At 68.9% G+C, this 24,074-nt stretch carries 24 protein-coding genes; 18 read left to right on the forward strand and 6 right to left on the reverse strand.

Going from position 1 to position 24,074, the window contains the following annotated elements; all coding sequences use genetic code 11:
- Positions 1-32: 32 nt before the first annotated feature.
- On the forward strand, positions 33-758 hold the full coding sequence (dnaQ, locus tag ACWIDZ_RS06830) for a DNA polymerase III subunit epsilon (RefSeq protein WP_453988165.1): 726 nt from the start codon (positions 33-35) through the stop codon (positions 756-758).
- On the opposite strand, the gene ACWIDZ_RS06835 is transcribed toward dnaQ, so the two are convergent.
- Both ACWIDZ_RS06835 and secB read right to left on the reverse strand, forming a co-directional pair.
- The gene (locus tag ACWIDZ_RS06835) at positions 716-1,057 is read right to left on the reverse strand and encodes a putative quinol monooxygenase (protein WP_453988164.1); all 342 of its coding nucleotides are present in this window, start codon (positions 1,055-1,057) and stop codon (positions 716-718) included. The genes dnaQ and ACWIDZ_RS06835 overlap by 43 nt on opposite strands.
- A gap of 105 nt (positions 1,058-1,162) precedes the next feature.
- The gene (gene secB / locus ACWIDZ_RS06840) at positions 1,163-1,675 is read right to left on the reverse strand and encodes a protein-export chaperone SecB (protein WP_453988163.1); all 513 of its coding nucleotides are present in this window, start codon (positions 1,673-1,675) and stop codon (positions 1,163-1,165) included.
- 254 nt (positions 1,676-1,929) lie between these two features.
- Here secB and timA point away from each other — a divergent pair, with 254 nt between their 5' ends.
- Both timA and ACWIDZ_RS06850 read left to right on the forward strand, forming a co-directional pair.
- Positions 1,930-2,547, forward strand: a complete 618-nt coding sequence (timA, locus tag ACWIDZ_RS06845; RefSeq protein WP_291781205.1) for a TIM44-related membrane protein TimA — start codon at positions 1,930-1,932, stop codon at positions 2,545-2,547.
- Complete coding sequence (locus ACWIDZ_RS06850; protein ID WP_453988162.1) at positions 2,547-3,698, forward strand: MltA domain-containing protein; 1,152 nt, start codon at positions 2,547-2,549, stop codon at positions 3,696-3,698. Before timA ends, ACWIDZ_RS06850 begins: the two co-directional genes overlap by 1 nt.
- 4 nt (positions 3,699-3,702) lie before the next feature.
- On the opposite strand, the gene ACWIDZ_RS06855 is transcribed toward ACWIDZ_RS06850, so the two are convergent.
- Complete coding sequence (locus tag ACWIDZ_RS06855) at positions 3,703-4,062, reverse strand: DUF3060 domain-containing protein (RefSeq protein ID WP_452111913.1); 360 nt, start codon at positions 4,060-4,062, stop codon at positions 3,703-3,705.
- Positions 4,063-4,154: 92 nt separating this feature from the next.
- Positions 4,155-5,669, reverse strand: a complete 1,515-nt coding sequence (locus ACWIDZ_RS06860; RefSeq protein WP_338577492.1) for a helicase HerA-like domain-containing protein — start codon at positions 5,667-5,669, stop codon at positions 4,155-4,157.
- A 116-nt stretch (positions 5,670-5,785) separates the two neighbouring features.
- On the opposite strand from ACWIDZ_RS06860, the gene ACWIDZ_RS06865 reads away from it, so the two are divergent.
- The 14 genes from ACWIDZ_RS06865 to ACWIDZ_RS06930 all read left to right on the forward strand — a co-directional run bounded on the left by ACWIDZ_RS06865 (position 5,786) and on the right by ACWIDZ_RS06930 (position 21,527).
- Positions 5,786-6,970 (forward strand): AI-2E family transporter, encoded by a 1,185-nt coding sequence (locus ACWIDZ_RS06865; RefSeq protein WP_453988161.1) that lies wholly within the window; start codon positions 5,786-5,788, stop codon positions 6,968-6,970.
- Between the two features lie 437 nt (positions 6,971-7,407).
- The gene (locus tag ACWIDZ_RS06870) at positions 7,408-12,270 is read left to right on the forward strand and encodes an NAD-glutamate dehydrogenase (protein ID WP_453988160.1); all 4,863 of its coding nucleotides are present in this window, start codon (positions 7,408-7,410) and stop codon (positions 12,268-12,270) included.
- A 206-nt stretch (positions 12,271-12,476) separates the two neighbouring features.
- Positions 12,477-12,944 carry a universal stress protein gene (locus ACWIDZ_RS06875; RefSeq protein ID WP_312220218.1) on the forward strand — a complete coding sequence of 156 codons (468 nt, stop codon included), beginning with the start codon at positions 12,477-12,479 and terminating at the stop codon, positions 12,942-12,944.
- An 87-nt stretch (positions 12,945-13,031) separates the two neighbouring features.
- On the forward strand, positions 13,032-13,589 hold the full coding sequence (locus ACWIDZ_RS06880; protein WP_453988159.1) for a NifU family protein: 558 nt from the start codon (positions 13,032-13,034) through the stop codon (positions 13,587-13,589).
- 61 nt (positions 13,590-13,650) lie between these two features.
- Positions 13,651-14,235: a helix-turn-helix domain-containing protein gene (locus ACWIDZ_RS06885; protein ID WP_453988158.1), complete on the forward strand. Its 585-nt coding sequence runs from the start codon at positions 13,651-13,653 to the stop codon at positions 14,233-14,235.
- 60 nt (positions 14,236-14,295) lie between these two features.
- Entirely contained in the window at positions 14,296-14,664 is a 369-nt protein-coding gene (locus tag ACWIDZ_RS06890) for a helix-turn-helix domain-containing protein (RefSeq protein ID WP_338577484.1), read from the forward strand.
- Between the two features lie 57 nt (positions 14,665-14,721).
- Positions 14,722-15,420: a tRNA (adenosine(37)-N6)-threonylcarbamoyltransferase complex dimerization subunit type 1 TsaB gene (tsaB, locus tag ACWIDZ_RS06895; RefSeq protein ID WP_453988157.1), complete on the forward strand. Its 699-nt coding sequence runs from the start codon at positions 14,722-14,724 to the stop codon at positions 15,418-15,420.
- On the forward strand, positions 15,417-15,851 hold the full coding sequence (gene rimI, locus ACWIDZ_RS06900) for a ribosomal protein S18-alanine N-acetyltransferase (RefSeq protein ID WP_453988156.1): 435 nt from the start codon (positions 15,417-15,419) through the stop codon (positions 15,849-15,851). Before tsaB ends, rimI begins: the two co-directional genes overlap by 4 nt.
- A 37-nt stretch (positions 15,852-15,888) precedes the next feature.
- Positions 15,889-16,359, forward strand: a complete 471-nt coding sequence (locus tag ACWIDZ_RS06905; RefSeq protein ID WP_291780508.1) for a Fur family transcriptional regulator — start codon at positions 15,889-15,891, stop codon at positions 16,357-16,359.
- A 67-nt stretch (positions 16,360-16,426) separates the two neighbouring features.
- A complete protein-coding gene (miaB, locus tag ACWIDZ_RS06910) occupies positions 16,427-17,842 on the forward strand; it encodes a tRNA (N6-isopentenyl adenosine(37)-C2)-methylthiotransferase MiaB (protein ID WP_453988155.1) in 1,416 nt (471 codons plus the stop codon).
- A 105-nt stretch (positions 17,843-17,947) separates the two neighbouring features.
- The gene (locus ACWIDZ_RS06915; RefSeq protein ID WP_291780513.1) at positions 17,948-18,955 is read left to right on the forward strand and encodes a PhoH family protein; all 1,008 of its coding nucleotides are present in this window, start codon (positions 17,948-17,950) and stop codon (positions 18,953-18,955) included.
- Positions 18,955-19,410: an rRNA maturation RNase YbeY gene (gene ybeY, locus ACWIDZ_RS06920; RefSeq protein ID WP_453988154.1), complete on the forward strand. Its 456-nt coding sequence runs from the start codon at positions 18,955-18,957 to the stop codon at positions 19,408-19,410. The genes ACWIDZ_RS06915 and ybeY overlap by 1 nt, the downstream gene beginning before the upstream one ends.
- Positions 19,407-20,996, forward strand: a complete 1,590-nt coding sequence (gene lnt, locus ACWIDZ_RS06925) for an apolipoprotein N-acyltransferase (protein ID WP_453988153.1) — start codon at positions 19,407-19,409, stop codon at positions 20,994-20,996. Before ybeY ends, lnt begins: the two co-directional genes overlap by 4 nt.
- A gap of 108 nt (positions 20,997-21,104) precedes the next feature.
- Complete coding sequence (locus tag ACWIDZ_RS06930) at positions 21,105-21,527, forward strand: helix-turn-helix domain-containing protein (RefSeq protein ID WP_291780517.1); 423 nt, start codon at positions 21,105-21,107, stop codon at positions 21,525-21,527.
- A 79-nt stretch (positions 21,528-21,606) separates the two neighbouring features.
- Here ACWIDZ_RS06930 and ACWIDZ_RS06935 read toward each other — a convergent pair whose 3' ends face one another.
- Together ACWIDZ_RS06935 and ACWIDZ_RS06940 are read right to left on the reverse strand one after the other, a co-directional pair.
- The gene (locus tag ACWIDZ_RS06935; protein WP_291780519.1) at positions 21,607-22,140 is read right to left on the reverse strand and encodes a carboxymuconolactone decarboxylase family protein; all 534 of its coding nucleotides are present in this window, start codon (positions 22,138-22,140) and stop codon (positions 21,607-21,609) included.
- Positions 22,141-22,393: 253 nt separating this feature from the next.
- Positions 22,394-22,948, reverse strand: coding sequence for a peroxiredoxin (locus ACWIDZ_RS06940; RefSeq protein ID WP_291780521.1), 555 nt, complete (start codon positions 22,946-22,948; stop codon positions 22,394-22,396).
- A 222-nt stretch (positions 22,949-23,170) separates the two neighbouring features.
- Here ACWIDZ_RS06940 and ACWIDZ_RS06945 point away from each other — a divergent pair, with 222 nt between their 5' ends.
- On the forward strand, positions 23,171-24,064 hold the full coding sequence (locus tag ACWIDZ_RS06945; protein WP_453988152.1) for a LysR substrate-binding domain-containing protein: 894 nt from the start codon (positions 23,171-23,173) through the stop codon (positions 24,062-24,064).
- Positions 24,065-24,074 lie beyond the last annotated feature (10 nt).

Raw genomic sequence — 24,074 nt, forward strand, 5'->3', positions numbered from 1 at the left:
TCGTTCAGGGCCGAACCCCGGCATTAAGGGACATGGCCCGCGAAATCGTTCTCGACACTGAAACCACCGGCTTCGATCCCAAGACCGGCGACCGGCTGATCGAGGTGGGCTGCATCGAGATCGAGGACCTGCTGCCGACGGGGCGGACCTTCCATCGCTTCATCAACCCGGAGCGGTTGATCCCTCCGGACGCCATCAAGGTGCACGGCATCACCGACGACAAGGTGAAGGATGCGCCCAAATTCCATGAGGTCGTCGATGATCTGATGGAGTTCCTGGGGGACGCGCCCCTGATCGCGCACAACGCCAACTTCGACCGCAACTTCATCGACTTCGAGATCGGCCGCATCGGTCGCAAGCCGCCGCCGCAGGACCGCTGGATCGATACCCTGGCCCTGGCCCAGAAGCGGTTTCCGGGCATGGCCAACTCGTTGGACGCCCTGTGCAAACGCTACAAGATCAGCCTGGTCGAGCGCACCCTGCACGGCGCCCTGATCGACGCCCGTCTGCTGGCCGAAGTCTATCTGGAGCTGCGCGGCGGCAAGGAGCGGGCGCTGGACCTGACCTCGACGCGCAGCGGTGCGACGGAGACGGCGGAGCGCGCGGCCTACGGCGCCCGGCCGCGCCCCCTCCCCGCCCTGGTCACGGAACAGGAAGAGGCTGCGCACCTGGCCTTCCTCAAGGCGACGCTCAAGGACTTCAGCCTGTGGGCGGGCTATGGGGTGACGGTCGAGATCGAGGCTGAAGAAGCCGCCTGATCGGCGGGGCCCGCCAGGACGGGCTTCATCAGGATATAGGTCCCGGCCCTGGCCTGATGGGCGTCGATCTGGGGGACCAGGCGCCGGAAGTGCTCGCTGGCGCAATGGGCGTCGAGCGCCGCCTGGTCGGGCCATTCCTCGATGAAGATGAAATGGCCGGGCTGTTTGCGATCCTCGAACAGATCATAGGCGCGGCACAGCGGCTCCTGCCGCGTCAGCTGCACCAGTTCGGCGTAGAGAGGCCGCACCGTCTCGACATGTTCGGGCTTGATGAAGTCCTCGGCGATGACCTTGAGCACGGACCCTCCAGCGCAAGAAAAAGGGGCGTCCGACTAGACGCCCCTCTCTCATAGATAGTCGCTCAAGCAGCGAGGCGCCGCGCGCCTCGCGTTAGCGACCCTTTTTTATGCCTGGCCGGTCTCGGCCGGGGCGCCCGCGATCTGCTGCTGACGGGCGACATAGATGGCGGCGAAGTCGATCGGGTCGACCATGAAGGGCGGGTAGAAGCCGCCGTCGGCGGTGGCCTGGGCGATGATCTGGCGCGCGAAGGGGAAGAGGTAGCGCGGGCATTCGATCAGCAGCAGGGGCTCGATGTCCTGGGGCTGGACGCCCTGCAGGGCGAACAGGCCGCCGTAGAGCAGTTCCACGTGAAACACCGGGGTCTTGTCGTCGGCCGTGGCCTTGATCGACAGCTTCAGATCGATTTCGAACAGACCGTCGGGGCGGCCCTGGGCGTTCATTTCGACGCCCATGTCGATGGCCGGCTTGCCGTCGATGCGCAGGCTGTCCGGCGCCTTGGGGTTCTCGAACGACAGGTCGCGGACGTACTGGGCCAGGATACGGAAGCCGGGGCCTTGCGGCTGGGCTTGGTCGGGCGTCTGGCCGTTGGCGTCGGCGGGCGGCGTGGCGTCGGTCATGAGTCTGGAAACCGTCTTGCAGAAATGGAGGCGTCCCGCTCCCTCCGGAGGCGGGCGTGAAGGGCGGCGGTAGCATGGCGGGACCCTGTGTCGCAACGTCGAGACCGGCGTTCGTCCCTCGCTTCGCCTTGCGTCCGCCCGGATCGACCCCTAATCACGTTGTACGACCTGCCTTTTCGCCTCTCGGGGGAAACCCCGAGGCGTTTCCCGCCCGGGAAGATGAGGCCTGACTAGCCGAGGAACCCACCGTGCCGGTGACCTTTCAGATCGTGATCTTCGCCGTCATCGCGGCGGTGCTGCTGTTCCAGCTCTATAATGTGCTGGGCAAGAAGGTCGGCCGTCAGCCCGAGGACAACCCCAAGCCCGCTCCGGTTCCGGCCGCTCCGGCAGGGGCGCCCGAGGCCCCGCGCGGACCTGTCGTCGATCCCGCCCTGACGGCGGCGATCGCCGGGCTGAAGGCGCGCGAGCCGAACTTCGACCCGCACCGCTTCCTGGAGGGCGCGCGCCAGGCCTATGAGACCATCGTGCGCGCCTACGCCAAGGGCGACCGCGACGCCTTGCGTCCCTTGTTGACCGACAAGGTCATGGGCTCGTTCGAGGCTGGGATCGCGGCGCGCGAAGCCCGGGGCGACACGGAGGGCGCCGAATTGGTCCATCCGCCGCGCGCCGATCTTGAGTCGGCGACGGCCGAGGGCGACCGCGCCCTGGCCAAGGTGCGCTTCCTGGCCGAGGTGCGCGGCTCGCTCACGCCTTCGGGCGGCGAGACGGTGACCGAGGAGCGGCGCACCGCAGAGATCTGGACCTTCGAGCGCCGTCTGGGCGCGTCCGACCCCAACTGGGCCCTGGCCCGCGTCGAGCCGGCGACCGCCTGATGACGGCTCGGTCCGCGCCCCTCGATCAGACGGGCGCGACCCGTCTCCTTACGGCTCCGCTTGGACGACTGGGCGGTCTGTCCGGCGTCCTGGCCCTGTCCCTGCTGGCTGCGGCCTGCGCCTCGACCCCGCGCCCGGTTCCCACGCCGGGCCCCGGACCTGCGCCGACCGTCCCGCCGCCCGTGTCCCCGCCTGTATCGCCGCCCGCAGTCGGCGAGCTCAGCCTGGCCGCCCTGCCCGGCTGGTCCGAAGAGGATCACCTGGCCGCCCTGCGCGCCTACGCCGCCGGCTGCGGTCCGTCGCGCATTGCCGTCGAAACCTGTCGCGACGCGCGCGCCCTGGCCGCCCGGGCCAATCCCAGCGATGCGCGCGCCTTCCTTGAAAGCCGCTTCACGGCGACCGAAGTCCGCACCGACGACGGCGGGCGCGGCCTGCTGACCGCCTATTTCGCGCCCGAGTATCCGGCCCGTCGCGTTCCGGACGCGGAGTTCGACGCCCCGGTCCTCAGCCGCCCGGCCAATCTGGCCGGCGTCGGCGATCGCGCCGCCATCGAGGCGGGCTCGGCTCAGTCCTCCGTCCTGGCCTGGATGAAGGCCGAGGACCTCTTCTTCCTGCAGATTCAAGGTTCGGGAACCCTGACCTTCCCGGACGGCGCCCGTCTGAGGGCCGCCTACGCCGCCGACAACGGGGCCAAATTCGTCGGCATCGCCCGGCCGATGGCGGAACAGGGTCTGCTGCCGCGCGACGGGACCTCGGGCGAGGCCATCCGCGGCTGGCTGTCCGCCCATCGCGGGGCCGAGGCGCGTCGGGTGATGGCGCTGAACCCCCGCTACATCTTCTTCACCACCAGCGCCGACGACGGAAACGAGGCGACGGGGGCGGCGGGGGTGCCTTTGCCTGCGCGCCGGTCGGTCGCGGTGGACCCCTCGCGCTGGACCTACGGCGAGGCGGCCTGGATCGAGGCGGACGGCGGCAATCTGCGCGGCGCGCGCGCCAGCTATCGCGGTCTGGTCATGACGCTCGATACCGGCTCGGCGATCCGCGGCCCCGTGCGCGCCGATCTCTACATCGGCCGAGGCGACGCAGCGGGGCATGAGGCGGGGGCGGTGCGCCACCCCTTGCGGATGTGGCGCCTTGTCCCGCGCGGCTGACTGATCAGTCGCGGACGCGGACGACGCTGTTGTTGGCGCCGCTCAGGCTCTGGCGGGGCTCGCCGGACGAACGCCAGCGCACGGCCTGACCGCTGCCCGAGACATCCAGCACGGCGTTCGGCGACAGGGTGATGGTGACGAAGTTGTTCGCGCCGGACAGTTCCAGACCCGAACAGACGCCGGTGAAGGTCAAGGCGTGGCCCGTGCCCTGAACCTCGACGCGTCGACCTTCGCAGGGGATGGTCCGTATGTGGCCCATGCCCGCGACCTCTATGAGCTCAGGACCGATGTCTACCGCGCCGATCTGGGTCGGCAGGAAGGCAAGAGCCGTAACGACGATGGAGGCGACAGGCGAAATCAGCATGGGCGGGAATCCAGACGGTCAGGTTGAAGGCCGAGCTCAAATGCGCTGAAGCTTGACCGGGTTCCCGGAGGCTGGACCTGATGGCGCCCGGCCTATCGTTTTTTCAGACTGCCCAGCACGCCTCGCAGCAGTTCGCGGGTGATGGTCGAGCCGGCGGTTCGCAGCACCGACTTGGTCAGAGCCTCCATCGGCGTTTGCCGGTTGGACGAGGCGCGCGGGCGCGGCGCGGCCGGCGCGCGGGACGCAGCGGTCGAACGGGCGGCTTTTTCCGCCGCCTTGGCCTCAGCCGCCGCCGTGGCGGTCTCGGCTTCGATGCGGTCGGCCTGGGCGCGGCGGGCCTTCAGCACCTCTTCGGCCGACTCGCGGTTGACCGCCGTGTCATAGACGCCGCGCACCGGGCTGGCGGCCATGGTCGCGGCGCGTTCGGCCTCGGTCGCCGGGCCGAGGCGCGAGTCGGGCGGACGGATCTTGGTCTGGGCCACCACGGTCGGCGCGCCCTTCTCGTCCAGGGTCGACACCAGGGCCTCGCCCACGCCCAGGGCCTGGATGGCCTCTGCCGTGTCGAAGGCGGGGTTGGCGCGGAAACTCTGGGCGGCGGCGCGCAATCCCTTCTGCTCGGCAGGGGTGTAGGCGCGCAACGCGTGCTGCACCCGGTTGCCCAGCTGGGCCAGGACGCTGTCGGGAATGTCGGCCGGGTTCTGGGTGACGAAATAGACGCCGACGCCCTTGGAGCGGATCAGGCGCACCACCTGCTCGACCTTCTCCAGCAGGCCCCTGGGCGCGTCGTTGAACAGCAGGTGGGCCTCGTCGAAGAAGAAGACCAGGCGCGGCTTCTCCGGGTCGCCGATCTCGGGCAGTTGCTCGAACAGCTCGGACAGCAGCCACAGCAGGAAGGCGGCGTAAAGGCGCGGGCTGTTCATCAGCCGCGTGGCGTCCAGCACGTTCACCTGGCCCCGGCCGTCCAGGGCGGTGCGCATCATGTCCTCCAGACGCAGGGCCGGTTCGCCGAAGAAGGCCTTGCCGCCCTGCTGCTCCAGCTGAAGCAGGGCCCGCTGGATGGCGGCGATGGAGGTGGGCGAGACGTTGCCGACCTCGCGGCCGATGGTCTGGGCGTTTTCGCCGACATAGGCCAGCAGGGCGCGCAGATCCTCCAGGTCCAGCAGCAGCAGGCCCTCCTTGTCGGCGACGTGGAAGGCGACGGTCAGCACTCCTTCCTGCACGTCGTTCAACTCCAGCATCCGGGCCAGCAGGACCGGACCGACATCGGAGACCGTGGCCCGGATCGGGTGCCCCTTCTGGCCGTACAGGTCCCAGAAGACGACGGGCGCCGACTTGCCGTTCAGGGTCAGGCCCATCTTGCCCGCGCGCTCGGCGAACTTCTCCACGCCGCCATCCTGACTGATGCCGGACAGGTCGCCCTTCACATCGGCGCAGAAGACGGGGACGCCCGCCTCGGAAAATCCCTGGGCCATGATCTGAAGGGTCACGGTCTTGCCCGTTCCGGTGGCGCCGGCGACGACGCCGTGGCGATTGGCCCGGTTCAGCAAGAGGCGCTCGGGCGCGCCCTCGAAGGACTGGCCGAGAAACAGGGCGGGGGCGTCGGTCATGAAGCGGGTCTCCTGCGTGCTCCGCCATGCTTAATCCACCACGCCGTCGCCGCAAGGCGGAACCTCGGCGGTTTACAGCGATTGACGCGGTTCCCGGCCACGACGACAGTTCCGCCATGAAGCTTCCGATCACCGTCAGTCATTCCTCCCCGGCCACGAATGCGGTGGTGCTGATCGCCGTCGTGGCGGCGGGCGCGGCCCTCTATTGGCTCAGGGACATCCTGACGCCTCTGGCCATGGCCCTGTTCCTGATGATCATGATCGACGGGGTGAAGCGCGCCATCGAGCGTCGCACCCCCGTTCCGCCGCGCTTCGCGGGGGCGGCCGCCCTGATCGTGGTGGTGCTGGGCTTCATGCTGTCCATCTGGATCATCGTCGACGGGGCGGCGGGCTTCTTCACCGACGCCTCGGGCGTGGCGGGCAGCATCGGCCCGCGCATCGACCAGATCAGCCGGGACGTCTCGGCCCTGGTCGGGGTCAGCGACCCGCCCACCCTGCAGGACATGATCGCCGGCATCGACGTGCGCGGCTGGCTGACCACGACGGCCTTCCAGGTGCAGGGGGCCGCCACCGGCGCCTTCTTCGTCATGATCTACCTGGGCTTCCTGCTGGCCTCACAGGCGGGCTTCCGCAAGAAGATGGTCGGCATGTTCCCTGAACGCGGCCCGCGCCAGGAGGCGCTGGAGGTGTTCGAGCGCGTGCGCGGCGGGGTCGAGGGCTATCTGTGGGTCCAGGCCGTGACGGGGGCCATGATCTGCGCCGTGGCCTGGGTGCTGATGCGGGCGGTGGGGCTTCAGAACGCCGAGTTCTGGACTTTCGTCATCTTCATCGTCGGCTTCATTCCGGTGCTGGGCGGGGCCGTGGCCGGTTGCGCCCCGCCCCTGTTCGCCCTGGTCCAGTTCGAGAGCTACTGGCCCGCCCTGATCCTGTTCGTGGGCCTGCAGACCCTGCTGTTCCTGGTCGGCAATCTGGTCCAGCCGCGGATGCAGGGCGACAATCAGAACATCGACCCCATCGTGGTGCTGCTGGCCCTGGCCTTCTGGGGCAAGCTGTGGGGCGTGGCGGGGATGTTCCTGTCGACGCCGCTGGCGGTGATGGCCATGGCCATCCTGGCCGAGTTCAAGGGCTCGCGCTGGATCGCGGTCCTGCTGTCGGGCGACGGCGAACCCTACGCCGCCAAGCGGCCGGGCAAGGTCAAGGACAAGGAGGCGGAAGAAGGCGCCGCCCAGAAACCTTCCGTCTGGGGACGATCATCCTGGCTTCGCCGTATCCGGGGCCGCGACGTCCCGCCGCAGACATAGAACTCGAAAATTTTCTCTTCTTGTCCTTGAACTGCCGCAATCGACGCCTATTTCACCCTCACACGACGACGTGGTCCTCCCCTCCCCCTCCCGGACCGCGACGTCCCAGGCCGGCGCTTCCCCTCCCCCTCCTGAGCGCCGGACCGAGCAGGCCGTCGGACTCCGTTCGACGGCCTTGTTCGTTTCAGGACCTGTTTTCGGATTGAAGCTTAAGCTGCTTCTGTCCGATCACGGCGGAATTGGGGCTTTTGTTTCTCGGTTCGACGGCGACCAGGGCCAAAACCGTCCACAACTGGGCCTCTGGCGCAACATGGTGCGCTGCACACCGAAATTCCCTGTGTTTCAGGGCCTCGACGGCCTAGCCGTTCTCGCCGGGAGCGCTAAGGTGCGGCTGTTTTCCCCAGCGGTTTTCCACCGCGCCGTTCGAGACCTGAGTCATGTCCGCTGCTTCGCGCATCGTTCCCGCCGTTCCCGCCGACCTGGGAGCGCTGGAGGCGGCCTATGCGCGGATTGCGGCGCCGCCGGGCGCGGCGGAGAAGACTCTGCTGGCTCAGGCCTTCGACGACTATTCCGCCGATGAGACGCCTGAACTCGGCGGCGACGACCTGGCCGTCGTGCTGGCCGGCGCCTGGCGCGGCGCCGAGGCGCGCAAGGCGGGCGAGCCTGCCCGCATCACCGTCGGCCCGCTGGCCGACGCCGCCGGCGTCAACACCGGCTATGACCAGATCCTGATCCTGCAGGACGACGGGCCGTTCCTGGTCGACAGCGTCCTGGTCGCCCTGGCCGAGGCGGGGGTCACCGTTCGGGCCCTGTTCCACCCGATCGTCGAGATCGAGGCGGGCCGTCGCGACTCCCTGATCATCGTCGTCATCGATCCCCTGCCGCAGGAGCGTCGTGACGCCCTGGGCGAGGGTCTGGCGACCGCCATGGCCGATGTCCGCGCCGCCGTGCGCGATCACGGCGCCATGGTTCAGGCCATGCGCGAGGCCGTCCAGCGTCTGGAGGCCGCGCCGCCGAAGGGCGTGGACCCCGAAGTGCTGAAGGAGAATCTCGAGTTCCTTCGCTGGGCCAAGAGCGACCATTTCGTCTTCCTGGGCGCCCGCGACTACGACTATCCGCGCGACGCGTCCGGTTCGTATGAGGCCGAGGCGCCGCTGAACCAGTCCAGCGACGGTCTGGGCGTTCTCAGCGATCCCGAACGCCGCGTGCTGCGCCGCGCCTCCGAACCGGCCGTCCTGACCGCCGCCATGCAGCGCCAGCTGGGCGAAAGCGATCCGGTCACCGTGGCCAAGGCCAATATGCGCTCGCGGGTCCACCGGCGGGCCTACATGGATTATGTCGGGGTCAAACGCTACGACGCCGACGGCAAGCCGACCGGAGAGACCCGCTTCGTCGGCCTGTTCACCGCCGAGGCCTATGACAAGATGGCCAAGGAGGTGCCGCTGATCCGGCGCAAGGTGGCCAATGCGCTGGAACGCGCGGGCAAGACGCCGGGCAGCCATAATCACAAGCGCCTGAAGAACATTCTCGAGAACTACCCCCGCGACGAGCTGTTCCAGATCGGCGAGGATGAGCTGCTGGATACGGCGCTGGGCGTCCTGCACCTGTATGATCGTCCGCGCATCCGCCTGTTCACGCGCCGCGATCCGTTCGACCGCTTCGTCTCTGTGTTGTGCTTCATCCCCCGCGAGCGTTTCGACGCGGGCCTGCGCCAGCGCATCGGCGGCATTCTGGCCAAGGCCTGGGGCGGCCGCGTCTCGGCCTGGTATCCGCAGCTGAGCGACCAGCCGCTGACGCGCGTCCACTACATCATCGGCGTGACGCCGGGCGAGCACCCCGTGCCCGACCTGAAGGCCCTGGAGGCCGAGGTGGCCGAGGCCGGACGCAGCTGGATCGACCGCTTCGAGCGCGCCCTGCGCCTGGCCGGGGTGGACGAAGCCGCCGTCGGCCCGACCAGCGCCCGCTGGGCCGAGGGTTTCGGCGTCGCCTTCCGCGACCGCTACGACGCGGCCGAGGCCGTGGCCGACCTGGAGCAGTTCGATCGCCTGAACGACGGTTCGGCGGCCGACGGCGTCCATGCCGAGCCGGTGGCGGTGCGCGCCTTCCGCACGGCCGATGAGACCAATCTGCAGTTCCGCTTCAAGCTGTATCGCCGCGGGTCGGCCGTGCCGCTGTCCGACGTGCTGCCGATCCTGGCCGACATGGGTCTGAAGACGCTCGAGGAATCCGACCACGTCGTGCGGACGATCGGCCAGGAGCCGATCTACATCCACGACTTCCTGCTGGAAGACCCGCGCGGCGCCGACCTGGTCTTCGCCGACCTCAAGACCCCGTTCGAGGAGGCTTTCAAGGCCGTGTGGAACGGCCGTACCGAGAGCGACGGCTTCAACCGCCTGGTGCTGGAGCTGGGCGTCGACTGGCGCGAGGCGGCCCTGATCCGCACCCTGGCGCGTTACCGTCAGCAGACGGGTCTGGACCCCTCCCAGTCGGTTCAGGAAGCGGCCCTGCGCGAATACCCCGACGCAGCGCGCGCCATTCTGGCCCTGTTCAAGGCCAAGTTCGACCCGGCCCATGGCGGTTCGGTCGCCGAGCGCGAAGCGGCCGTGGCTGAACTGGACGCGACGATCGAGACCCTGCTGCAGGACGTGAAGAGCCTGGATCACGACCGCGCCCTGCGCCGGATCTCGGCCTTGATCGACGGGATCAAGCGCACCAACTTCTATCAGGTCGACGCCGAGGGGAATCCGAAGGCCCACATCTCGATCAAGATCGCGGCCCAGGAACTGGCCGACCTGCCCCTGCCCAAGCCCTTCCGCGAAATCTTCGTCTGGGCGCCGTACGTCGAAGGCACGCATCTGCGCTTCGGCCCGGTGGCGCGCGGCGGTCTGCGCTGGTCGGACCGTCGTGACGATTTCCGCACCGAGGTCCTGGGTCTGGTGAAGGCCCAGCAGGTCAAGAACTCGGTCATCGTGCCGGTCGGCTCCAAGGGCGGCTTCTATCCCAAGCAATTGCCGGTCGGCGGCACGCGCGAGGAGACGCAGGCCGAGGCCATCCGCGCCTACAAGACCTTCCTGTCCGGGATGCTGGACATCACCGACAACATCGTCGGCGACGGCGCGCCGGTGCGTCCGGCGAATGTCGTGGCCTGGGAAGGCGACGACCCCTATCTGGTCGTGGCCGCAGACAAGGGCACGGCGACCTTCTCGGACATCGCCAACGGGGTGAGCCAGTCCTACGGCTTCTGGCTGGACGACGCCTTCGCCTCGGGCGGTTCGGCCGGTTACGACCACAAGGAGATGGGCATCACCGCGCGCGGCGCCTGGGAGGCGGTCAAGCGCCACTTCCGCGAAGTCGGCAAGGACATCCAGACCGAGCCCTTCACCGTGGTCGGCGTCGGCGACATGTCCGGCGACGTCTTCGGCAACGGCATGCTGCTGTCGCAGGCGACCAAGGTGGTGGCCGCCTTCGATCACCGCGACATCTTCATCGACCCGAACCCGGACGTGGCGAAGTCGTGGGCCGAGCGCAAGCGCCTGTTCGAGACGCCGCGCACCAGCTGGCAGGACTATGACAAAAGCCTGATCTCGGAAGGCGGCGGCGTCTTCTCGCGCTCGGCCAAGTCGATCGCCCTGACGCCTCAGATCAAGGAACTGCTGGACATCGAGGCCGACACCGTCGACCCGGTCACCCTGATGCAGGCCATCCTCAAGGCCCGCGCCGAACTGCTCTACTTCGGCGGCATCGGCACCTACATCAAGGGCTCCGGCGAGACCAACCTGCAGGTCGGCGACAAGGCGAACGACGCCATCCGCATTAACGGCGGCGAGGTTCGCGCCCAGATCATCGGCGAAGGCGCCAACCTGGGCATGACCCAGCTGGGCCGCATCGAGGCGGCGCGCGTCGGCGTGCGGCTGAACACCGACGCCATCGACAACTCGGCCGGCGTGGACTCCTCCGACCAGGAGGTGAACATCAAGATCCTGCTGGGCGGCGCCATCGCCTCGGGCCATCTGAAGGCCGAGGATCGCAACGCCCTGCTGAAGTCGATGACGGACGAGGTGGCGCATAACGTCCTGCGTCACAACTACGACCAGACGCTGGCCCTGACCCTGCAACAGGCCGAAGGGGCGAACGCCCTGGACGCCCAGCAGGCCTTCATGCAGCACCTGGTTTCGATCGGTAAGCTGAACCGGGCGGTCGAATACCTGCCCGACGACGCCCGCATGGCCGAGATGAAGCTGCAGGGCCAGGCCCTGTCGCGGCCGGAGCTGGCGGTTCTGACCGCCTATTCCAAGCTCGAACTGTTCGATGAGATCGTCGCCTCGGCCGCGCCGGACGACGCCTTCTTCGAGCGGATGCTGGTCGACTACTTCCCGACGCCGCTCGCCCAGTTCGAGAGCGACATGAAGGGCCACCGCCTGCGTCGCGACATCATCGCCACCGTGCTGTCGAACGAGATCGTCAACATGGCCGGACCGACCTTCGCCGACCGCCTGCGCGCGGCGGCCGAGTGCGACACCGCCGCCATGGTCACGGCCTTCGAGACGGCGCGTCACGTCTTCCGCCTCGACGAGGCCTGGAAGGCGGTGTCGGCCCTGGACCTGAAGATTCCGGCTGAGGCCCAGACGGCCCTCTATCAGGAGATCGCCCTGGTCCTGCGTCGCCAGACCTTCTGGCTGGCGCGTCGCGCGGCGCGCACCGAGACGACGGTCGGCGGCATGATCGCCGCCTACCAGCCCGCCGCCGACGCCCTGCGCGCCGCCGGCCCCGAAGTGCTGTCGCGTTATGAGCACGCCCGCTACGAAGGCCGGGTCCAGACCTTCATCGGTCTGGGCGCGCCGGAAGAACTGGCGCGCGACATCGCCATGCTGCGTCCGATGGTGGCCACGGCCGACATCGGCGACCTGGCCGGCGAACTGGGCTGGGACGCTCCGGCCATGGCCCGCGTCTATCACCAGGTCGGCGCCGCCTTCGACTTCGATCGCCTGCGCGTGGCGGCCGGGTCGGTGCCGTCGGGCGATCACTTTGATCGCCTGGCCGTGCGTCGCCTGATCCAGGACCTGATGACCGAGCAGCAGCAGCTGACCCGCGCCGTGGCCAAGGCCTCGGCCGAGGCGGCCGGCGCCGGCGAGGACAGCGCGGAACAGGCGGTCGACGCCTGGATCGGCGCCCGCATGGATCAGGTCGAGGCCCTGCGCGGCTCGGTCGACGAGATCGAGACCTCGGGCTCCGGCTGGACCTTCGCCAAGCTGACCATCGCCAACGGCGCGATCCGCGAGGTGTTGGCTTCAGCTTCTTAAGCAGAGTGACGCCGGGCGAAAGCCCGCCGTCACGCGCTATCGCTCGCCGCGCGGCGGCTCGCTGCTTGAGCGCTTCTTGGATCGCGATCATTCGTCGCGACAAATCAGGGCCCGTCCGTTTCGTCGTCTGGCGAGGCGGGCGGGCCTTGGCGTTTGGGGCGGGGTCGGTTTAGGTGGCGCCTGCTGTTCAGTGAACCGGAGGGCCCATGCCCAGGAAGTTCCTCGTCGTCGTCGACGACAGTCCCGAGCTGGGCGCCGCCCTGGCCTACGCCTCGCGCCGCGCCCGTTCGACCGGGGGCCATGTGGTCCTGCTGCGCGCCCTGCCCGGCGGATCGGACGAGCACTGGTCGGGCGTCCGCGACGAAATCCGCCGCCAGCAGCGCGAAGAGGCGGAAGGCCTGCTGGCCCGGCTGGGCGAGAAGGTCGCCGAGACCTCGGGCGCCCCGCCCGTCTATCTGATCGAGGAAGGCGACCCCCAGGCCGCTATCCGCAAGGCCGTGGGCGACGATCCCGACATCAAGATCCTGATCCTGGCGGCCGGGGCCAATGGACGCGGCCCGGGCCCCCTGGTGTCGGCGGTGTTGAAACAGGGCGCCGCCCTGACCGGCCGCAAGCTGCCCGTCACCATTGTTCCCGGCGAACTGACCGAGGACGAGATTCTGGATCTGGCTTGATCCAAGGGGCGCTATCGCTGGCTGCGCGGCGGCTCGCTGCTTGAGCGCCCACTTGAACCGGGCCGCGGCAGGGCGCATCTGAGGCTCATGTTCATCCAGACCGAAGCCACGCCCAATCCCAACGCGCTCAAATTCCTGCCGGGCCGCGACGTCGCCCCGCAGGCCGTGTTGGAGTATCGCACCATCGACGAGGCGGCTGCCTCGCCTCTGGCCGAGGCCCTTTTCGAACTGGAAGGGGTCGAGGGGGTCTTCTTCGGCGCCGACTACGTCTCGGTCACCCGCGCGGCGCAGGGCCCCGACTGGAGCGAGATGAAGGCGCCGATCCTGTCGGTCATCATGGATCATTTCGTCTCTGGCGCGCCCCTGGTTCGAGCCGGTGAAGCCGTGAGCGAGGACGCCGGCGAGGACACGGAGATCGTCGCCGAGATCAAGGGCCTGCTCGACACCCGCATCCGTCCGGCGGTGGCCCAGGACGGCGGCGACATCCTGTTCGACCATTTCGACGAGGGAACCGGCGTGCTGCGCCTGCGGATGCGCGGCGCCTGCGCGGGCTGCCCCTCCTCCTCCGCGACCCTGAAGGCCGGGGTCGAGCAGATGATGCGCCACTACGTTCCCGAAGTGACCAGCGTCGAACAGGTGCTGTAAGCGCCGCACTGTTTCACATGAAACACTCGTCGGACGGCGCGCCCTCGGGCATGATGGCGTCATGAGCGGTTCGGACGAGACATCCCAGGCTCGCGCCTTGGGCGAGGCCCTGGCGGCGCTGCGGCGTGAACGCGGCTTGAGCCAGGCCGAGGCGGGCGCAAGGATCGGCATGACCAGCCAGGGCTGGGGCCTGTATGAGGCGGGCAAACGCTCCAGCCTGTTCCGTCCCGACGTCCAGCGCCGCCTGACCGGCGCCCTGGATGCAACGCCCGAGGCGCTGGTCCTGCAGATGGGCGGCGAGCCGGCTTCGCCTGAAGCCCTTCCCGCCACTCGACTTTCAGCCCGCGGCCGCGTCTTCGACGGCGCGCCCGTTCAGGCCCGTCGGCTGCGGCTGGAGACGGACGAGCTGGCGCCCTGGGCGTCGGCCGGAACGGTGCTGGAGTATGTGCCGGGGCGTTGGCCCCGGCGGGGCCAGGGCTGCGTCATCCAGATCGACGACGGCGCCCAGAGGGTTCGCCTCTATGATCGCGCCGACGACGCCGAAGTCGTGGTTCTCGGCGCAGGCGGTCTGGACCGGACGGAGCGGATCGCGCGTTCACGCATCCAGTCGATGTCGGCTGTGACCGGGCGCTTTGACGATGAATGAAACAAAATAGTTGCATCGCGCGGTCGTTCATGAAACTCTCTGGTTGAAAGCGGAGGGGTCATGTCGCGTCGCAGCCATCATATCGATCAGGCCGTCGGCCTGCGCATCGCCGCCCGGCGCTCCGCCCTCGGCTGGTCCCAGTCCGTCCTGGCGCGAGAACTGGGAGTCAGCTTCCAGCAGGTCCAGAAGTATGAGACGGGCGTCAATCGCGTCTCCGCCTCGCGTCTGCATCAGGCGGCGATGGCTATGGGCTGCTCGGTGGGTGACTTCTTCCCAGCGCGACCTGAGACCGAGGGCGAGGCGGAGCTGCTGCACCCGGTTCTGACCAGCGCCGAAGGGCGAGGTCTGGCCGAGGCCTTCGCGCGGATTCCCGACGCCGGCGCGCGTCGCGCCCTGACCCGCGTCGCCCAGGCCATGGCGGCGGCCTGACGGTCTTCGGCGTCGAAGCGGTCGCATCCGCGCCGGTTTCGCATTAGGGACAGGGCCATGAAGATCATGGTCATCGACACGGCGCTGGGCGCCTGCGCCGTCGGAGTGTTCGAGGGCGAAGCGGGCGACGCCCAGCTCCAGCCCCTGGGCCTGCGCGTCGAGCTGATGACCAAGGGCCATCAGGAGCGACTGGGCGGACTGGCGCGCGATGCGGCGGCGGAGGCGGGCGGTTTCGACGGGATGGCGCGCATCGGGGTGACGGTGGGGCCGGGCTCATTCACCGGCCTGCGTGTCGGCCTGGCCTTCGCCCTGGGGTTGGGCGCGGCGCTGGATCGGCCGGTGGTCGGAATCTCCACCCTGGACGCTCTGGCGGCCTCGGTCCCGTCCGAGGGCCTGGTCGCCGCCGTCATCGACGCCCGCCGGGGCCAGGTCTATGCGCGTCTGTTCCGCGACGGCGTGGCGCTCGGCGAAGCGGAGGCGCTGTCCCTCGAGGCGGCGCGCGACCGCATTCAGGCTGAAACCGGGAACGCGCGGCCGATCCTGGTCGGCAGCGGGGCCGAGGTGCTGGCCGAGGCCTTCCCCGAACTGGCGAGCGCCGCCCTGCATCCCCTGCCCGCTCCCGCGCCCGAGGCGCTGGCGGCCCTCGCCCTGGCCGCCGATCCGACGACCGCCTCGCCGCAGCCGCTCTATCTGCGCGCACCCGACGCCACGCCGCCCAGCCGTCTGCCGGGCCAGCCGCGTCAGCCCGCCGCGTGAGCGACCCGATCTTCCCGGCGGTCGATCCTGCTCGCCTCGCCGCGATCCACGCCGAGGCGTTCGCGGCGGCCTGGGACCAGGCGGTGCTGTCCGAACTCCTGGCCTCGCCGGGCGTATTCGCCGTGGCCGAGGAGGGCGGCTTCATCCTGATCCGCGTCGTGGTCGACGAAGCCGAGATTCTGACCCTGGCGGTGCGGCCCTCGGCGCGGCGCGCGGGGCTGGGGGCGCGACTGGTCGAGGCGGCGGTGGTGCGCGCCGCCGCCCTGGGCGCCGAACGGATGTTCCTGGAAGTCGCCGAGGGCAACGGCGCCGCCCGCGCCCTGTACGCCCGAAGCGGCTTCGTCGAGATGGGGCGGCGACGCGGCTATTATTCGCATGCGGACGGACGCCGAGAGGATGCGCTGACCTTGGTCCTGAACTTTTCTCGATAGCTTCCATAAGGCGACGGTCCATCCTATCTTCGCCGCCATGGACCGGATCGAAAAACTCTGCGCCGAGCGCGGCATGCGCATGACCGAGCAACGTCGGGTGATCGCCCGCGTCCTGTCGAATGCCGAGGACCACCCCGATGTGGAGGAGCTGTATCGCCGCGCTTCGGCGATCGATCCGCACATCTCCATCGCCACCGTCTATCGCACCGTGCGCCTGTTCGAAGAGGCGGGCGTGGTCGAGAAGCACGACTTCGGCGACGGCCGCAGCCGCTATGAAGAGGCCGGCGACGACCACCACGACCACCTGATCGACACCAAGACGGGCGAGGTCATCGAATTCTTCGACGCCGAGATCGAGCGCCTCAAGACCGAGATCGCCCGCAAGCTCGGCTATGAGCTGGTCGGTCACAAGCTGGAGCTGTACGGCCACGTCATCCCCGGCGCCGAGCCGGTGGAGCGGGAGGGGCTGATCTACAAGCGCCGCCCCCGCGAAGAGGCCGAAGACTGACCTCGGCCGTCGGCCCCAGACCCTGCCGACGCTTGCCGTCGTCGGTTTCGGCGATCATAAGCCGGACATGACCGATACGCTCGAAAAGCCTGTCCCGGCCCCTGTCCTGGGCCACGGCGTCGCGCCCGAAGGCGAGGCGCCGCCCAAGCGCCTGTTCATCAAGACCTACGGGTGCCAGATGAACGTCTACGATTCCGAACGCATGGCTGACGTTCTGCGGCCGCTGGGCTATGCGCCGACGGACACGCCCGAAGGCGCCGACTTCGTCATTCTGAACACCTGCCATATCCGCGAGAAGGCGGCCGAGAAGGTCTATTCCGAACTCGGCAAGCTGCGGCAGATGAAGGAGGAGAAGGCGGCGGCGGGCGACGGCGGCATGACCATCGCCGTGGCCGGCTGCGTCGCCCAGGCCGAGGGCGAGGAGATCATGAAGCGCCAGCCGGCGGTCGATCTGGTGGTCGGGCCGCAGGCCTATCACCAGCTGCCGGAGTTGCTGACCCGCACCGCGCGGGCGCGCGGCGAGCGCATCGGCGCCGATTTCGCCCCGAATGAAAAGTTCGACGCCCTGCCCGCCACGCGCGGGACCGAGGGCGTCACCGCCTTCCTGACGGTGCAGGAAGGCTGCGACAAGTTCTGCACCTTCTGCGTCGTGCCCTATACGCGCGGCGCCGAGTGGTCGCGCCCGGTCGCAGCGGTGCTGGACGAGGCGCGGGCGCTGACCGACCGGGGCGTGCGCGAAGTCACCCTGCTGGGCCAGAACGTCAACGCCTATGACGGCGAGGGGCCGGACGGAAAGCCCTTTACGCTGGCGAAGCTGGCCTACGCCCTGGCCGACATCCCCGGCATCGAGCGCATCCGCTATACGACCAGCCACCCGAACGACATGTCGGACGATCTGATCGCGGCGCACGGCGATCTGGACGCCCTGATGCCCTATCTGCACCTGCCGGTTCAGTCGGGCTCGGATCGCATCCTGCGGCTGATGAACCGCAAGCACGGGCGTCAGAAGTATTTCGACCTGATCGCCCGCATCCGCGCGGCGCGGCCGGACATGGCGCTGTCGGGCGACTTCATCGTCGGCTTCCCCGGCGAGACGGATCGCGATTTCGAGGACACGATGGACCTGGTGCGGCGGGTGAACTACGCCAGCGCCTTCTCCTTCATGTATTCGCCGCGCCCCGGCACGCCTGCGGCGACCATGGCGGCCCAGGTTCCGGACGAGGTCGCCAAGGCGCGCCTGCACGCCCTTCAGGCCCTGCTGACCGAGCAGCAGGTCGTCTTCAACCAGTCTCTGGCTGGGCGCGTCCTGCCGGTGCTGTTCGAGAAGAAGGGTCGTCACGGCGCCCAGGCCATCGGCCGCTCGCCCTATCTGCAATCGGTCCACGTCGAGGACGCGGATCAACTGATCGGCCGGATCGTTCCGGTCGAGATCATCAGCGGCCAGCAGAACAGCCTGACCGGCCGCCTGATCCAGACGAACTGACGCCTGTTCCGCCACGCGCCGTGCGTGGGACAGGAACACGCAATCATGTCCCCCAAGCAGCCGCGCGCCGCGCGCGAGGCGATAGGGACGCTTAAAGGAGACCTCATGGCGCGAGAGTCCGAGTTCCTGTCCCTCAGCGATGCGGCGCTGCGCGCGGTCATCGGGCCGCAGAGCCGTCACCTGGCTCTGATCGAGGACGCCTTCAAGGTGCTGGTCGAGACGCCGGGCGGCGGGGTGTCGATCAACGGCTCCACGCGGGATCGGGCGCAGGCGCGCCGCGTCATCGAGGCCCTGTCGAACCGGGCCGAGGCGGGCGCCGAGATCACCGAGGCCGACGTCCGCACCGCCCTGGGCGCCGCCGTCACCCAGCCGCGCGCTGAGCCCGCAGGTCGCACCACGGGCCGCAGCGTGCCGGAGGGCGCCGCCCTGCCCGTCGGCCGTCGCGGCGCCATCGCCCCCAAGACGGCGTCGCAGGCGCGCTATCTGGAGATGCTGGGCCGCTGCGAGCTGACCTTCGGCGTCGGCCCGGCGGGCACGGGCAAGACCTTCCTCGCGGCGGCCTACGGCGCCTCCCTGCTGAAACGGGGGCAGGTGGACCGGCTGGTCATCACCCGCCCGGCGGTTGAGGCCGGCGAGAAGCTGGGCTTCCTGCCCGGCGATCTGAACGAGAAGGTCGACCCCTATCTGGCCCCGATCTGGGAGTCGCTGAACGACATCCTGGGCGTCGACGATGTGCGCCGCCGCCGTGAGAAGGGCGAGATCGAAGCCGCCCCCATCGCCTTCATGCGCGGCCGCACGCTCAGCCACGCCTTCATCATCGTCGATGAGGCGCAGAACACCTCGCGGATGCAGATGAAGATGGTGCTGACCCGTCTGGGCGAGGGCGCGCGCATGGTGGTGACGGGTGATCCGTCGCAGGTCGATCTGCTGAACCCACGCGATTCCGGCCTGGCCCACGCCCTGCGCATCCTCAAGGACGTGGAGGGCGTCGGCGTGCAGCAGTTCAAGTCCGAGGACGTGGTGCGTCACGCCATGGTCGAGCGCATCGTGCGCGCCTATGACAGCGACGCCGCGCGCAGCCGCCCCTTCCCCGACCTTGAGGACGACGCCTGATGATCGAGGTCGAGATCGACAGCGAGGCCTGGACTGAGGCCCTGCCCGAGACGGCGGCGATCGCCGAGCGCGCCGCCCTCGCGGCCCTGGGAACGGTCGAGGGCGATGTGGTCGTGCTGTTGGCTGACGACGCGGCGGTGCAGGACCTGAACGCGCGTTTCCGCGACAAGGACCGGCCGACGAACGTGCTGTCCTTTCCGGCCGCCGAGAGCGCCTTTCCGCATCTGGGGGACGTGGTGCTGGGCTACGCCTATTGCGCGGCGGAGGCGCAGGCGCAGGGCAAGACCCTGTCGGATCATCTGAGCCATCTGGTCGTCCACGGCGTCCTGCACCTGCTGGGCCGCGACCACGAGGACGACGCCGAGGCCGAGGAGATGGAGGCCGAGGAGCGCGAGATCCTGGGCGAATTGGGTGTCGCCGATCCCTATGCAGCCGAGCATGAGGGCGCCGCGTGAGCGGGGCGCTCGCCGCCCGTTTCGCGGGCCTGCTGAACCATCGCTGGGGCCGGATCGGCTTGGCGCTGCTGGCCGGGGCGGGCGCCGCCCTGGTCCATCCGCCGTTCGGCTTCCTGCCGGGACTGCTGGGCTATCCGTTGCTGCTGTTGCTGGCGGATCGGGCAGAGGGGATGAAAGGGGGCTTCTGGGTCGGCTGGCTGGCGGGGTTCGCCTATTTCTTCATCGGCTGCTGGTGGGTGGCCGAAGCCTTTCTGGTCAATCCGGCGCAGGCATGGATGGCGCCGTTTGCGGCCAGCCTGCTGCCGGCGGGCATGGGGCTGTTCTGGGGGCTGGCGACCGTGGCCTATCGCTGGCTCCGGCCGGCCGGGGCGCGGCGCGTCCTGCTGTTCGCCGCCCTGTTCGCCCTGCTGGAGTGGACGCGCGGCCATGTGCTGACCGGCTTTCCGTGGAATCCGGCGGGCGCAGGCTGGGCGGCCGGATCGGCCATGTCGCAGTTCGCCTCGGTCGTCGGGGTTTATGGGCTGGGCCTGATCACGGTGGCGGCGGTCAGCGCCTTCGCGCCCCTGGCCGATGCCGGGCCGCGACGCCCGCGCCTGATCGCGGCGGGGCTGGGGGCGCTGACGCTGACCGGTCTGTTCGCTTTCGGGACGGTGCGCCTGACCTCGGCGCGGCTGGTGGAGACGCCGACCATGGTGCGGCTGGTCCAGGCCGATATCCCGCAGGACTACAAATGGAGCCCCGAGGCTTACCAGGCCATTCTGGGCCGCTATCTGGAGCTGACGGCGCGTCCGGGCGACGCTCTGCCTGACGTGGTGATCTGGCCTGAAGGCGCCCTGCCGACGACGGCCAACGACCTGTTCGCCTCCTCGGACGCCCAGGCGGTGGCGGGGGCCCTGCAGACGGGCCAGACCCTGCTCGCGGGATTGAGCCGGGGCGAGCCGGACCCGAGCGCCGAGACGGGCGCCCGCTATTACAACAGCCTGTTCGCCCTGCATGATGAAGGCGCGGCGGGCCTGCGTATCGGTCAGATCTACGACAAGCACCGGCTGGTGCCGTTCGGCGAATACCTGCCGATGGGCGACCTGATGAGTCGGATCGGCGTGCGCAGCCTGGTGCACGTCCCTGCCGACTTCAGCGCCGGACCGACCCCTGCGCCGATCAGCCTGGTCAACGCTCCGCCGGTGCAGCCGCTGATCTGCTACGAAGCCCTCTATCCCGGCTTCACGCCCGCGACGGCGGCAACGCGCCCGGCGTGGGTCGTCAACGTCTCCAACGACGCCTGGTTCGGCCGGACGTCAGGTCCGCGCCAGCATCTGAACCTGGCCTCCTATCGCGCGCTGGAGACGGGCCTGCCGGTGGCGCGGGCGACGCCTACGGGCGTCTCGGCCATGATCGATCCGTGGGGCCGCATCGTCGAGGGCAAGCGGCTGGACCCCGGCCAGGCGGGCGTCATCGACGTGCGTCTGCCGCAACCGGCTCCGCCGACCGTTTACGGCCGCTGGGGCGATCTGGGGTTCGCCGTCCTGTTGGTTATAATGCTGATCGCGGGGCGAGGCCGCGCTGGAAAAGCGAGGCTGGGTCGTTAAGCCTATCGGGGGGCGTCGTTCCCGCGGCGCCCCTGAGACGCGAATTGACATGACATCGGCCCGGCGACGGCGGCATGTCGACAAGAAAAACGGGGAAGAGGGCAGGACATGGTCAGGGGTTCCGGGACAGAAGGTCCCCATCTGGTGGATCGGCATGTGGGGCGGCGCGTGTGCGAGAAACGCATCGCCCTGGGCTACAACCAGACCGATCTGGGCCAGGCGCTGGGAGTCACCTTCCAGCAGGTGCAGAAGTACGAGAAGGGCGCCAACCGGATCTCCGCGTCCAAGCTGTGGGACATCGCCCGCTTCTTCCGCGTGGACATCGGCTACTTCTTCGAGGGTCTGACCGGGACGGCGCAGCCCGGCATGGCCGAGGGCGAGGCCGAGCCCTTCGTTCACGACTTCCCCGCCACCCGCCAGACCATCGAGATCGGCCGCCTGGCCCCGCGCCTGTCGTCGCGCCAGCAGAAGCTGGTGGTCGACCTGATGCGAGAACTGGTTGAGGAAGGCGAAGCCGAACCCGCCGCCTGAGCCGAGGCTGACGAAACCGGGACAAAGAAAAAGGCGCGGAGCGATCCGCGCCTTTTCCTGTCTTGGACCTCGTTCGAGATCAGGCGGTCAGCGCCGTCTCCGAGGCGACGATGCGGCTGGCGGCGTGGACCACGGCGCCGATGCGCAGGGCGGCCTGGATCTGCAGGGCCGGGACGGCGTGCTTGCGCAGTTCGCCCTCGTGGGCGTCCAGGCAGGCGCCGCAGCCGTTGATGGCCGAGACGGCGGTGGACCACAGCTCGAAGTCCAGCTTCTCGACTCCCGGATTGGCGATGATGTTCATCCGCAGCTTGGCCGGCAGGGTCGTGTATTCCGGGTTCTTCATCAGGTGCAGCGAGCGGTAGTAGATGTTGTTCATGCCCATGATGGCGGCGGCGGCCTTGGCGGCGGTCATCGCTTCGGGCGACAGGACCGTCGCGGCCTGGGCCTCGATCAGCTTGACCACGGGGGCGACGCCGATGGCGTGGGCCGAGGCCAGGAAGCAGCCCCACTTCTGCTGGTCGTTCAGCACGGTCTCATTGGCGAGCGAGGACAGGTTCAGCGAGATGTCCTTGCCATAGGCCGGGATCAGATCGCGAAGGGCGTCGATGGACATTTTCGTGTTCCTTTCAGGAAGCGACGCTTCAAAGAAGCGGCTATCGTTCGCGACGCGGTCGCTTACTTCTTGAGCCGCCTTTTTGAGCCGCATTGCGTGATGGGCGCTCAAGCCGCGAGGCTCCGCGAGCCGAGCATAGCGCCCAAATAAAATCATCAGGCATGAAAAAGGCGGCGACAGTCGCCCGCCGCCGCCTCTTTCGAGGGGCGGCCCGGACCCTACTCACGCGGTCCGGGCCTGTCTGGGCCAATACTTACGCGGCCAGAGTGTCGCCGCCGACCGGGCGGTTGCAAGCGCACAGCTCGTCGGTCTGCAGAGCGTCGACGACACGCAGGGTGTCTTCCGGCGAACGGCCGACGTTCAGGTTGGTCACATAGACGTGCTGGATGACGTTGTGCGGGTCGACGACGAAGGTCGCGCGCAGGGCCACGCCTTCTTCTTCGTCCAGCACGCCCAGGGCGCGGGCCAGCTTGCCGCCGTTGTCGGCGAACTGCCAGATCGGCAGCTTGTTCAGGTCGGCGTGGTCACGACGCCAGGCCAGCTTGGTGAACTCGTTGTCGGTCGAACCGCCCAGAACCACGGTGTCGCGGTCCTCGAAGTCCTTGCCCAGCTTGGCGAAGGCGGCGATTTCGGTCGGGCAGACGAAGGTGAAGTCCTTCGGGTAGAAGAAGATGACCTTCCACTTGCCCTCGAAGCTGTCCTGCGTGACCGGCTCGAAGGCCGAGGCGCCGTTTTCCTCGTGGCTGTTGAAGCCCGGCTTCACGCCGATAATTTTGAAATCAGGCAGTTTTTGACCGACGCCGAGCATCGCGCTTCTCCTAGATGCAGAAAAAATGGACCGCCGGAACGCGGGGAGCGCGAACCGTCGAGGCCATGAGATGGGCCTTGGCGCTGCTTAAGTCAAATCGATCATTTTGCTTTCACAAATAGATTTAACTTATCGTGCTGGGCGAGTTATAAGAACGGCCGATAGCGTCTGCATCAGACATAGGCGGCGCCTATGTCGCCTCCTCTCTCGAATGCGCGAAACATGTCCGTTCTGCCGACCCTGCGTCAGCTCCAGTATCTGAAACTTCTGGCCGAGCACGGCTCCTTCAGCCGCGCGGCCGAGGCCGCTCACGTCAGCCAGCCCGCCCTGTCGTCCGGGGTGCAGGAGCTGGAACGGGTGCTGGGCGCCGCCGTGGTCGAACGGACGCGCGGGGCGGTGATCCTGACGGCCGTCGGCGCCGAGGCGGTGCGGCGGGCCGAGGATGTTCTGGCCCGCGCCGAGGATCTGGTCGAGGCCGCCCAGAACGCGGGCAAGCCCCTGTCGGGCCGGTTCCGCCTGGGCATCATTCCCACGGTGGCCCCGTTCCTGCTGCCTCAGGCCCTGCCGGGCGCGCGGGATCTCTATCCCGGCCTGCGGCTGTTCCTGCGCGAGGATCTGACGCCGCGCCTGATCGCCGGGCTGAAAGCGGGTCAGCTGGACGCCGCCGTCATCGCCCTGCCCTATGACGCGCCGGGCATCGATCACGCCCGCATCGGCGACGATGAGATCCTAGCGGCGGCGCCGGCCGGTCACGCCCTGGCGGGGTCCGGGCCGATCCCCGAAGGGGCCCTGAAGGCTGAGGACCTGATCCTGCTCGAAGACGGCCACTGCCTGCGCGACCAGGCCCTGGCCGCAGTCAAGATCGACGCGCCGCGCGGCGAGGACGTCTTCGCCGCCACCACCCTGCCGACTCTGGTGCAGATGGTCTCCTCGGGCCTTGGGGTCAGCTTCCTGCCGCAGATGGCGGTGCGGGCGGGTCTGGCCGATCATCCCGGGGTGGTGGTGCGGCCTATTTCCGAAGACGCCCCGCGCCGCGAGATCGTCGTCGCCTGGCGGGCGGGCTCGAGCCGCGCCGCCGAGGCGCGCCTGCTGGCCGAGGCGTTGAAGCTGGACTGAGCGAGCCGGA

Source organism: Brevundimonas sp. NPDC055311 (assembly GCF_053645695.1).